At 71.6% G+C, this 10,468-nt stretch carries 8 protein-coding genes; 1 reads left to right on the top strand and 7 read right to left on the bottom strand.

What is annotated here, in order from left to right:
* Positions 1-830: 830 nt before the first annotated feature.
* The 7 genes from CCN44_RS11950 to CCN44_RS11920 form a co-directional block, all read right to left on the bottom strand.
* A complete protein-coding gene (locus CCN44_RS11950; protein WP_059248527.1) occupies positions 831-1,379 on the bottom strand; it encodes a hypothetical protein in 549 nt (182 codons plus the stop codon).
* Positions 1,364-2,497, bottom strand: a complete 1,134-nt coding sequence (locus CCN44_RS11945) for a ParA family protein (RefSeq protein WP_079048901.1) — start codon at positions 2,495-2,497, stop codon at positions 1,364-1,366. Before CCN44_RS11945 ends, CCN44_RS11950 begins: the two co-directional genes overlap by 16 nt.
* A gap of 379 nt (positions 2,498-2,876) precedes the next feature.
* Positions 2,877-4,001: an alanine dehydrogenase gene (ald, locus tag CCN44_RS11940; protein ID WP_059248528.1), complete on the bottom strand. Its 1,125-nt coding sequence runs from the start codon at positions 3,999-4,001 to the stop codon at positions 2,877-2,879.
* A 137-nt stretch (positions 4,002-4,138) separates the two neighbouring features.
* Positions 4,139-6,205, bottom strand: a complete 2,067-nt coding sequence (locus CCN44_RS11935; RefSeq protein ID WP_086697636.1) for a tetratricopeptide repeat protein — start codon at positions 6,203-6,205, stop codon at positions 4,139-4,141.
* Between the two features lie 164 nt (positions 6,206-6,369).
* On the bottom strand, positions 6,370-6,996 hold the full coding sequence (locus tag CCN44_RS11930) for an NUDIX domain-containing protein (RefSeq protein ID WP_059248530.1): 627 nt from the start codon (positions 6,994-6,996) through the stop codon (positions 6,370-6,372).
* A 101-nt stretch (positions 6,997-7,097) separates the two neighbouring features.
* Entirely contained in the window at positions 7,098-8,765 is a 1,668-nt protein-coding gene (locus CCN44_RS11925; protein WP_086697635.1) for a CTP synthase, read from the bottom strand.
* 44 nt (positions 8,766-8,809) lie between these two features.
* Positions 8,810-9,796: an Lrp/AsnC family transcriptional regulator gene (locus tag CCN44_RS11920; RefSeq protein WP_086697634.1), complete on the bottom strand. Its 987-nt coding sequence runs from the start codon at positions 9,794-9,796 to the stop codon at positions 8,810-8,812.
* A 216-nt stretch (positions 9,797-10,012) separates the two neighbouring features.
* Here CCN44_RS11920 and CCN44_RS11915 point away from each other — a divergent pair, with 216 nt between their 5' ends.
* Entirely contained in the window at positions 10,013-10,465 is a 453-nt protein-coding gene (locus tag CCN44_RS11915; RefSeq protein WP_063808496.1) for a flavin reductase family protein, read from the top strand.
* Positions 10,466-10,468 lie beyond the last annotated feature (3 nt).

Genomic DNA, 10,468 nt, shown 5'->3' with positions numbered 1-10,468 from the left:
AGGGCCTCAACGGCACCCGCAGCAACCTCGGGCCCACGCGTCCCGGCCCCAGCCGCACCCGCGACAGCCTCCGACTCACCCGCTCCGGCCTCAGGCCCGCCCACCGCGTCCTGCGACTCACCCGCCCCGGCCTCCGACTTACGCGCCGCGTCCTGCGACTCACCGGCGACAGTTTCAGGCACACCCGTCAGGGCCTCAACGGCACCCGCCGCAACCTCAGGCACACGCGTCCCGGCCCCAGCCGCACCCGCGACAGCCTCCGACTCACCCGCTCCGGCCTCAGACCCGCCCGCCGCAGCCTCCGACTCACCGGCGACGGCCTCAGGCACACCCGCCAGGGCCTCAACGACACCCGCCGCAACCTCAGGCACACGCGTCCCGGCCCCAGCCGCACCCGCGACAGCCTCCGACTCACCCGCTCCGGCCTCAGACCCGCCCGCCGCAGCCTCCGACTCACCGGCGACGGCCTCAGGCGCACCCACCAGGGCCTCAACGGCACCCGCCACAGCCCCGGGCTCACGCGCCCCGCCCCCGGCCGCACGCACGACGGCCTCGGACTCACGCGCTCCGGCTTCAGACCCACCCGCCGCAGCCTGCCACTCACCGGCGACGGTCTCAGGCGCACCCGCCAAGGCCTCAGCGGCACCCGCCGCAGCCTCGGGCCCACGCGTCCCAGACCCGGCCGCACGCGCGACGGTCTCGGGCTCGCCGGTGCCGGCGTCGGGTTCGGACCGCGGGGCGCCCGGTCCCCGCCCCAGCGCACGCCGACGGCCGGCGGGTGCGCCGGGGGCAGGGGCTGCGTTCGAGGTCATGGCCCCCGCAGGCTACCGTTACCGCCCGCGCAGCCGTCGTACGAGGATGCTCGCGTCCCCGCGGGACTCCAGGTCGGCCAGGACCACGGCCACCGCCTCGCGGACGATCCGCCCGCGGTCCACCGCGAGCCCGTGCTCGCCGCGGAGCACCAGACGCGCGTGCTCCAGGTCCATCAGTTCCTCGGCCGAGACGTACACGGTGATCTTCTCGTCGTGCCGCTCGCGCCCGCTGGGCCGCCGGGTCGCCGCCCGTCCGCGCTTGCGCGGCGGCGTGGCGGCAGAACCTTCCTGCGCCGCCTGCCGGCGCGCCGGGCGGGTGCGGGACTCGCCGGCCTCGGCCGGCTCGGCCTCCGCCGCCACGTGCTCCGCGCCCTCTCCGTCCCCGTTCTGGACCGGCACCGACTGCGGTGCGTCCTCGGCGGCGGCCATTTCGTCGCTCTCTCCCGCGGGAGCCGGCACCCGGGCCTCGCCGTTGGCCGCGCGGCGGGGCGTGGACGGCTGGAGCGCCATCCCCCCGGTCGTGCGGAACAGTTCGTCGGCCCCGGGCAGACTCACTCGGCGTGACACCGGGCGAGCACCTCCCTGGCGAGCTGGCGGTAGGCGGCGGCACCGACGGAGTTGGAGGCGTACGTGGTGATCGGCTCACCGGCGACCGTGGTCTCCGGGAAGCGGACCGTGCGGCCGATGACCGTGTGGTACACGTGGTCGTCGAAGGCCTCGACCACGCGGGCCAGCACCTCTCGGCTGTGGACCGTGCGCGAGTCGTACATCGTGGCGAGGATGCCGTCCAGCTCCAGCTCGGGGTTGAGCCGCTCCTGGACCTTCTCGATGGTCTCCGTCAGCAGGGCCACACCGCGCAGGGCGAAGAACTCGCATTCCAGCGGCACGATCACCTTGTGAGCGGCCGTCAGGGCGTTGACGGTGAGCAGACCGAGCGAGGGCTGACAGTCGATCACGATGTAGTCGTAGTCGGGCAGCAGCGGCTTCAGCGCCCGCTGGAGCGTCGACTCGCGCGCGACCTCGGAGACCAGCTGGACCTCGGCGGCCGACAGGTCGATGTTGGAGGGCAGCAGGTCCATGTTGGGGACCGCGGTCTTCAGCAGGACCTCGTCCGCGGACATGCCCCGCTCCATGAGCAGGTTGTAGACCGTCAGGTCGAGTTCCATCGGGTTGACACCGAGACCGACCGACAGCGCGCCCTGCGGGTCGAAGTCCACGAGCAGCACGCGCCGGCCGTACTCCGCGAGCGCGGCACCCAGGTTGATGGTCGACGTCGTCTTGCCGACGCCGCCCTTCTGGTTGCACATCGCGATGATCTTCGCGGGGCCGTGGTCGGTCAGCGGGCCCGGGATCGGGAAGTACGGCAGCGGGCGTCCGGTCGGGCCGATGCGCTCACGGCGCTGGCGGGCCGCGTCGGGCGCGAGCGTGGCCGCGTACTCGGGATCGGGCTCGTACTCGGCGTCGGGGTCGTAGAAGTGCCCCTCGGGCAGTTCGTCGTAGTCGGCGAAGTGGTTGTGGGGCGCGCCACTTCCGTCGCCGGCCATGGCGTTCACGTGATGGCCATCCATGCTCTGGTGTGCTGTCCCGGCCGCCTGCGGACCGGAACTCTGGTGGGCTGCGAAGGTGCGCACAGCTACGGAGCCGACAGCCTCGAATCCCGCGGGGCCCTGGCCCCGTGCAGGCATTCCTGGTTGACCACCCCCGGGAGAAAATGTCGACTCATTCACAAGTCGTCTTACCTCCTTGGTGACCAGGAAACTTCTAGACAAGGTCAGCGTGGCACCATGCCGACGGTTGGCGACTCTATGGCGTGTCGGCGGTCCGCAGCAACACAATCCGCCGGACCCGGCAGGATGTGTCGGCAATGAAACATCCCGCTGTCAAGGGCGTACGGCCGTCTCACAGCAGGTTTCACCGGTGTGCGAATCGGTCGAAGGGGTACGTTCGAGGCGAGTTGACCGAGAGTCGCAAAGTGACCATACACACATCCGGCCGGACCTTGTCGGGCAAGGTCCGGCCGGGTGTGCGCAGTTGACGAGACGTGTTGACGAATCGCCTTGTGGATCAGCCGAGCAGCGAGGCCAGCTCGACGTGCTCCAGGCCGTGGGCCTCGGCGACCTCCTTGTAAACGACCTTGCCGTCATGGGTGTTGAGACCCTTGGCGAGCGCGGCGTCGCGGCGCAGCGCCTCCACCCAGCCGTTGTTGGCCAGCGAGACGATGTACGGCAGCGTGGCGTTGGTGAGGGCGTTGGTGGAGGTGTTGGGCACCGCGCCCGGCATGTTGGCGACGCAGTAGAAGACCGAGTTGTGGACCCGGAAGGTCGGCTCGGCGTGCGTGGTGGGGCGGGAGTCCTCGAAGCAGCCGCCCTGGTCGATCGCGATGTCGACAAGGACACTTCCCGGCTTCATGCGGGAGACCAGCTCGTTGGTGACCAGCTTCGGGGCCTTGGCGCCCGGGATGAGGACCGCGCCGATGACGAGGTCGGCGTCGAGGACGGCCTTCTCCAGCTCGAAGGAGTTGGACATGATCGCCTTGACCTTCGTGCCGAAGATCCGGTCGGCCTCGCGCAGCTTGTTGATGTCGCGGTCGAGCAGGGTCACGTCGAAGCCCATGCCGACGGCGATCTGGGTGGCGTTCCAGCCGGAGACACCGCCGCCGATGACGACGGCCTTGGCCGGGGTCACGCCCGGGACGCCGCCCGGCAGCACGCCGCGGCCGCCGGCCGCGCGCATCAGGTGGTAGGCGCCGACCTGGGGGGCCAGCCGGCCCGCGACCTCGGACATCGGGGCGAGCAGCGGCAGGGCGCGGTTCGGCAGCTCGACGGTCTCGTAGGCGATGGCCGTGGTGCCGGACTCCAGCAGCGCGTCCGTGCACTCCTTGGAGGCGGCCAGGTGCAGGTAGGTGAAGAGGGTCTGGTCCTTGCGGAGGCGGTGGTACTCCTCCGCGATCGGCTCCTTGACCTTCAGCAGCAGATCGGCGGTGGCCCACACCTCGTCCGCGGTGTCCAGGATGGCGGCACCGGCGGAGACGTACTCCTCGTCCGTGATCGAGGAGCCGAGGCCGGCGCCCCGCTCGATGACGACCTGGTGGCCGTTGCGCACCAGCTCGTGCACACCGGCGGGGGTGATGGCCACCCGGAACTCGTTGTTCTTGACCTCGCGGGGGATGCCGACCTTCACGTCGATCACGGTCCTTGGCTCAGAGGGTATGGGGGTGCATTACAGACGTACCCAGACATGCGGGGGCATACCGGGAGACACCGCAGGAGAACGTGCGGCAGAGCCAGTCTAATGAAGGCGTTCCGGCTGTCTAGCCTTTCATTGCATCAATCTTCGCTGGATGCGGTACGGATTTCGCAGGCGTTAGCGGCTTGTTCCGGCTCTGAGTCGTCCTCCGGCGGCTCCTCACCCAGCATGCGCTCCGCCGCGGCGCGGTGCAGACGGGCCGCGGCCGGGTCGCCGAGCCGGTCCAGGGTGTCGGCGAGCCGCAGCTGCAGCGCAGCCTGCAGCCGGGCGTCCTCGGCGCGCCGCGCCCACTCCACGGCCTCCTGGCAGGTGCGCAGCGACTCCTCCGGCCGCCCCGCGTACTCCTGCACCCGGGCGATCTCGCTCAACGCCCGCGCGCTGGCGGCGACATCGCCGCTCCTGCGGTAGCCGGCCAGGGCGGCCCGCCAGTTCCTGAGCGCCTCGCCGTAGCGCCCGGCGTAGGTGTGCGCGGTGCCGATACGGCCGTACAGCCGGGCGGCCTCCGGGCGCTCCCCCCGGGCCAGCCGCTCGGCCAGCGCCCGGCCGAACCAGTCGGCGGCCCGGTCGTGGTCCCCCAGCTCCTGGTAGGCGCCGCCTACGGATTCCATCGCGCGGCCGGTCGCATAGGGGTCGTTCGCCTCGCGTCCGGCGTCCAGGGCGGCCCGGTAGCGGACCAGCGCGTCCCGGGTGCGCCCGGTCTGCGCGTCCAGATCGCCCAGGTTCAGCAGGGCCGCGGCCTTCTCCCGGGGCAGCCCGCGCCGCTCGGCGACGTCCAGGACGAGGTTGTGCACGCCGTACAGGTCGGGGGCGGCGGCCTGCGTGCCGACGTGCGCCGCCAGGGCCCTGACCAGCTGGGACATCAGCCGGCGGGCGAGGGTGTCCAGCTCGCCGTCGGCCACCGCGAGGCGCGCGGAGGCCAGCAGCGCCGGCCGCCGGATGCGCAGCCAGTCGGCGGCGGCCCGCGGGTTCGGGAAGCGCAGCGCGGGGGGCATGCCGTTCAGCTTCTCCCGGGCCTGCGGGCTGTCCGTCTCGGTGATCGCCCGGCAGGACTGGAGCAGCCGTACCGTCCGCTCCAGCATCCGGGCCCGGGCCAGCTGGAGCTCCGCGGGCCGCTCCTGGCTCTCGGCCAGGGCGCGCAGCAGCGGGTGCAGACAGCCGGGGACCTCGTACTGGGGCAGCGGGGAGTCCACCGCGCGCAGCAGGCCGAGGGCGACCAGGTCGTCCAGGGTGGTGCGGGCGGCGTCGACCGAGCAGCCGGCCAGCGCAGAGGCGGTGTGCGGGTCGGCCAGACCGGCCGGGGCGAGGCAGAGCAGGCGCAGCATCCGGGCGGCCGGTCCGGGTAGCTGGTCGTACACGAGCCGGAAGACGCGGGAGAGCGGGCCGGCGTCCGCGCTCTCCTCGGGACCCGCGTGCAGCCGCTTGGCGAGATCGGAGACGGCGACCTTGGGGCGGGCGGCGAGCCAGCCGCCGGCCAGCACCAGCGCGGCCGGATGGCCCTGGCAGGCCTCCACCAGGCTCTCCGCCGAGCGCGGGTCGACGGTGATGCGGACCGAGCCGGTGTGGCCGGTGAGCAGTTGCAGCGCGGACTTGGTGTCGAGGCCGCCGAGCGTGCAGGGGCGGACGTCGGAGATGCCGGTGAGCGGGCCCTGGGAGACGGCCACCACCAGGCAGTCCGGGGTCTCCGGGAGCAGCGCGTCGACCTGGTCGGCGCCGGCCGCGTCGTCCAGCAGCAGCAGCGTCCGCCGGTCGGCGAGGGCCGCACGCAGGGCCGCGGTCAGGTCCTCCTCGGCGGCTCCGGCGGGGGCCGGCAGGCCCAGCGCGCCGAGCAGGTCGCGGGCGGCCTGCTCGACGGGCACCGGCGTGCCGGCGGGCTCGCTGAGCCGGGCCCGCAGCACACCGTCCGGGTACCGGTCGGCGACCTGCCGGACGAATTCCTCGGCGAGACGGGTCCTTCCGGAGCCGGGGCGGCCGGCGATGAGCAGCACGCGCGCGCGGGGGGCCTTGCGGCCGGAGAGGGTGTCCAGGCCCGCGCGTTCGATGTCGGCGCGCAGCTCCTTCAACTCCCGGGTACGTCCCAGGAAACGGTCCTCCGAGACCGGGTGCGCGGCCTGCTCCGCACCGTCTGGGTCCACCGCCTGATCCGTCACGGGCCACACTCCCGTCCCACCGCACGCGCAAGCCCGCCGGTGTCTTCCGGTACGGGCGTTGAAGAGCCTAATTCACGCTCTTCGACGTTCCCGGAGGAGCGCGGCGGGCGGATCGCCCGATCGGATCAGGCGATCGTCACACCAGCGGGTGGGGCGGATGCGGCCTACGACGCGAAGGGGCGCGCGGGCCACGGCGCGTCGGCGGGCCGCAGCGCGTCCAGGCCGTCCCCGCCCCGGGCGGCGACCAGCGAGAGCACGCCCACCACCAGGCAGTTGTTGTGCACGTCACCGGCCAGGACGCGGCGCACCAGCTCCTCGACCGGCACGCGCGCGTGCGCCATGTCGGTCTCCTCGTGCTCCGCCGCGAAGCGCTCCCCCTCCGCGTCGGACAGGCCGCGGGCCAGGAAGATCCGTACGGCCTCGTCGCAGCCGCCGGGGGTGGTGTACACGTCGGTCAGCACCCGCCAGTCCTCGGCCTTGACGTGCGCCTCCTCGTACAGCTCCCGCTGGGCGGCGTGCAGCGGGTTCTCGCCGGGCACGTCGAGCAGTCCGGCCGGGATCTCCCACAGCTTGTGCCGCACCGGGTGCCGGTACTGGTTGATCAGCAGCACCCGGTCCTCCTCGTCCAGGGCGAGGACGGCCACGGATCCGGGGTGGACCTGGTAGTCACGGCGGACGACCGAGCCGTCGGGCATGACCACGTCGTCCGTGCGGACGGAGGTCTTGTTGCCCACGAAGGGGGTCTCCGTCGCCCGGATCTCCCACTCCTCGGGGGTGTCCTTGATCGTCATGCCCTGTCCTTCCACACGCTTTCGAGAAGACCGGCCAGAAAAGGGAAGCCGGGGTGCTCACCTTTGAAGGTTCGCACCCCGGCCACCGTACAACTGGTGTGTTACTTCGAGATCTTCCGCTCGACGGCGGCCTTCACCAGGCCGGTGAACAGCGGGTTCGCACGGGTCGGCCGGGAGCGCAGCTCGGGGTGCGCCTGGGTGGCGACCAGGTACGGGTGGACGTCACGCGGGTACTCCACGTACTCCACGAGCTTGCCGTCGGGGGAGGTGCCGGAGAAGACGATGCCGGCCTTCTTCTCCAGTTCCGTACGGTAGGCGTTGTTGACCTCGTAGCGGTGCCGGTGGCGTTCCTCGACGTACTCCTTGCCGTCGTAGACCTCGCGGACGATGGAGCCCTCGGCCAGCTTGGCCGGGTACATGCCCAGCCGCATGGTGCCGCCCATGTCGCCCTCGCCGGCGACGATGTCCAGCTGCTCGGCCATGGTGGAGATCACCGGGTGGGCGGTGGCCGGGTCGAACTCGGTGGAGTTGGCGTCCGGGATACCGGCCAGGTTGCGGGCCGCCTCGATCACGATGCACTGCAGACCCAGGCACAGACCCAGCAGCGGGATCTTGTTCTCCCGGGCGTAGCGGATCGCGCCGACCTTGCCCAGCACCCCGCGGTCCCCGAACCCGCCCGGGATGCAGATCCCGTCCACGTCGGCCAGCTGCGCCTGCGCGCCGGCCGGGGTCTTGCAGTCGTCGGACGTCACCCACTTGATCTTCACCCGGGCCCGGTTGGCGAACCCGCCCGCCCGCAGCGCCTCGGTGACCGACAGATAGGCGTCGGGCAGGTCGATGTACTTGCCCACCAGCGCCAGGGTGACCTCGTGCTCGGGGTTGTGGACCCGGTCCAGCAGATCGTCCCAGGTGGTCCAGTCCACGTCCCGGAAGGGCAGGTCCAGCTTGCGGACCACATAGGCGTCCAGGCCCTCGGCGTGCACGACCTTGGGGATGTCGTAGATCGAGCGGGCGTCGGGGCAGGCCACCACGGCGGCCTCGTCCACGTCGCACATCAGGGAGATCTTCCGCTTGATCGCGGTGGGCACCTCCCGGTCGCAGCGCAGCACGATCGCGTCCGGCTGGATACCGATGTTGCGCAGCGCGGCCACCGAGTGCTGGGTCGGCTTCGTCTTCAGCTCGCCCGAGGGACCGATGTAGGGCAGCAGCGAGATGTGCACCACGAAGACGTTGTCCCGGCCCACCTCGTGGCGGACCTGGCGCACGGTCTCCAGGAACGGCAGCGACTCGATGTCCCCGACCGTGCCGCCCACCTCGGTGATCACCACGTCGACCTCGTCGGTGGCCATCCGCCGGATGCGGTGCTTGATCTCGTTGGTGATGTGCGGGATGACCTGCACCGTGTCACCGAGGTACTCGCCGCGCCGCTCCTTGGCGATCACGGTGGAGTACACCTGGCCGGTGGTGACGTTCGCGGTGCCGTCCAGGTCGCGGTCGAGGAAGCGCTCGTAGTGGCCGATGTCCAGGTCGGTCTCGGCGCCGTCGTTGGTGACGAACACCTCACCGTGCTGGAAGGGGTTCATCGTGCCCGGGTCGACGTTCAGGTACGGGTCCAGCTTCTGCATCACGACACGCAGACCCCGGGCCTTGAGCAGCATGCCCAGGCTGGAGGCGGTCAGACCCTTGCCGAGCGAGGAGGCGACACCCCCGGTGACGAAGATGTGCTTGGTGGTCCCGGGTGCGCCGGGGAGGTGTGCGGCGGGCTGCATGGCCAAGAGGGGGCTCCCGTGGTGGCGGTGATTCGGGTGGAGGCCTAGCGGCGCGGGGTGTGCGGGCCGGGGCCGGGCCGGTAGCTGCGGGTGACGATCACGGTCTCCAGGTCGAGCACGTCCTCGGCCGGCCCGAGGACGTCGACGACGAAGCCGTGGAGGTCCGTCTCGTGGGGGAGGCACACCTCGGCCAGGAGGCCGTACGGTCCTGAGACGGCGGTGCAGGAGTGCACGTGCCGGTGCGCGGCCAGCGCCGCGCCCACCTTCTCCAGACCCGCCGGGCGGACCTTGAGCCGCAGCAGGATCCGGGCCGGCCGGCCCAGCAGGGCGGGGTCCACCACGGTGCGCAGGCGCAGCACCCGCCGCTCCAGCAGCGAGGCCACCCGGCGGCCGGCCGTGGCCGTGGAGAAGCCCAGCTCCCGGGCCAGCTCGGTGAGGGAGACCCGGGCGTTGCGGCGCAGCAGACCGGCGACCCGTTCGTCGGTGGGCGTCAGCTCGTACCGGTCCGCGAGCGCGGGCAGGGGCTGGACCAGGCTGGCCCGCAAGAGTCTCTCCTCCTCGTCGGTGAGAACCGGGGCGTGCCATTCGGCTGCCGTCTTGAAGGGGCGCAGCGTGAGGCACACATCGAGCACCTCCGCGTCGGGGAGGCCCACGGCCCCTTCCGCCAGGGCGTGCAGGAGCGGCCGGTCCGGCACCGCCAGTTCGCACCACAGCAGGCCCGACGCACCGCTCACTGCGGCGACGTTAAGCGCATCGACGCGCCGCGCCAATGCGTCACCAACGGCTTCCAGACAACCGGGCCGGGCCTTCAGCCGCAGCCAGGCCGAGTGGCCCAGCGCGCCCCGCAACCGCTCGTACTCCGCCGTGAAGTGGACGATCTCCAGGGTCAGCAGTCGCTGGACCCGGCGGGCCACGGAGCGTTCGTGCTCGCCCAGGATGCGGCCGACCTCTGCCACGCCGGCCCGCGGGTTGATCTGGAGAGCAGCGATGATTCGTTGGTCAACTGCATCGAGGATGTCGGAATCATTCATCGGGACATCATGATGGCAGGATCTTTATCAAGAAGAACATCGGTGTTGTCGCAACCGATCACATGCGACAGACTGTTGCATCGTCACCAAACGTGACGCGTGGTGAGCTTCTTGTACCCGTACAGGCCGATCAGGCCGAGAGGACAGAGCTTGTTAGGCGAGAGCACCTCCGCAGCAGTCGACAACCCGGTCACCTCCCGTCAATTCCGCTCCGTCATGGGGCATTTCTGTACCGGCGTCACCGTGGTCACCGGTATGGGGGCCGAGACGCCGATGGGTTTCACCTGTCAGGCGTTCTCCTCCCTGTCGCTCGACCCGCCACGCGTCGTCCTGTGCGTCAGCCGCGCCTCGGTCAGCTGGCCCGCGATCAGCGGCGGCGGCTTCTTCTGCGTCAACGTGCTGGCGCAGCAGCAGCGGGCGCTCAGCGACCGGTTCGCACGGACCGGCGGCGACAAGTTCCACGGAGTGGACTGGGACCTGTCGCCCGACGGCGCGCCCCGGCTCGCCGGCGCGTCCGCGTGGATCGACTGCCGGGTGCACACCGAGCACGACGGGGGTGACCACCTCGTGGTCATCGGCGACGTCCGCCGGCTCGCCGCCCCGGCGGACCCCCGGCCGCCCCTGCTGTACCACCGCGGCCGGTACGCCCGGCTCGACGACACCCCCTGACAC

The sequence above is a fragment of the Streptomyces tricolor genome (assembly GCF_002155905.1).
Taxonomy (GTDB): Bacteria; Actinomycetota; Actinomycetes; order Streptomycetales; family Streptomycetaceae; genus Streptomyces; species Streptomyces tricolor.
This window is presented reverse-complemented; position numbering and strand designations above follow the sequence as displayed.

Coding starts and splice junctions, on each gene's coding strand:
- CCN44_RS11945 (WP_079048901.1), bottom strand. CDS start 2,497: ATGCCTGCACGGGGCCAGGGCCCCGCGGGATTCGAGGCTGTCGGCTCC.
- CCN44_RS11930 (WP_059248530.1), bottom strand. CDS start 6,996: ATGACGATCAAGGACACCCCCGAGGAGTGGGAGATCCGGGCGACGGAG.
- CCN44_RS11925 (WP_086697635.1), bottom strand. CDS start 8,765: ATGCAGCCCGCCGCACACCTCCCCGGCGCACCCGGGACCACCAAGCAC.
- CCN44_RS11920 (WP_086697634.1), bottom strand. CDS start 9,796: ATGAATGATTCCGACATCCTCGATGCAGTTGACCAACGAATCATCGCT.
- CCN44_RS11915 (WP_063808496.1), top strand. CDS start 10,013: ATGGGGCATTTCTGTACCGGCGTCACCGTGGTCACCGGTATGGGGGCC.